This is a genomic window from Caballeronia arationis (assembly GCF_001544975.2).
In the GTDB taxonomy this organism is placed as follows: domain Bacteria; phylum Pseudomonadota; class Gammaproteobacteria; order Burkholderiales; family Burkholderiaceae; genus Caballeronia; species Caballeronia arationis.
Genome location: NZ_FCOG02000544.1, coordinates 1 through 771 on the forward strand (window position 1 = coordinate 1; position 771 = coordinate 771).

At 60.8% G+C, this 771-nt stretch carries 1 protein-coding gene; it reads left to right on the forward strand.

Going from position 1 to position 771, the window contains the following annotated elements:
• Positions 1–771: TauD/TfdA dioxygenase family protein (locus AWB81_RS43745; protein ID WP_235026276.1), on the forward strand; the 771-nt coding region annotated here is incomplete at both ends.

Sequence of the window (771 nt, forward strand, 5' to 3'; positions counted from 1 at the left end):
AGCCACGCCCATGGCACCGGCCATTGTCCGGCCATCGGTACGCCAGCACTCGATCAAGGTGGAGATTTGCACGCCCGCCATCGGCGCCGAACTCAGCAACATCAGCTTGGCTGATGCCGCCCAGGATGCTGACGCCATTGCCGAAATCCGGGCGCTGTGGCTGAAGCATAAAGTCGTGTTCTTCCGCGATCAGAACATTACGCCGATGGAGCAACAGAACTTCGCCGCGCAGTTCGCCGAACTGGAAGCCCATCCCCTCGCGCCGAGCCATCCGGAGGCGGACAAGCTGCTGATGCTGTACCGCAACCTTGACCCGAGCAAGCCCAAGAGCTACGTCGAAAAGGCCAGCCGCGAAAACCTTTGGCATGCCGATGTCACCTACAAAAAGGCACCGCCCCGCGGAGCGGTGTTGCGCTGCGAACTGGGTCCGGAGACCGGCGGCGACACCATGTGGTCCAACATGGTGATGGCCTACGAAAAGCTGCCCGACACCATCAAGCGACGGATCGATGGCCTGTACGCCAAGCACGATGCCGAGCACACCTTTGGCGCCCAGTTACCGATCGGAGAACGTCACGCGATGGCCGCGAAGAACCCCGCCGCCGAGCACCCGGTGGTGCTTACCCATCCGGAGACGGGCGAAAAGGTGTTGTTCGTCAACTCGGCGTTCACGACCCACTTCTCGAATTTCTTCAACTTCGAGGACATCCGATACGGCCAGGACTTCATGCCGGAGGCGCATCAGTTGATGAACTATCTGACCTCTCAGGC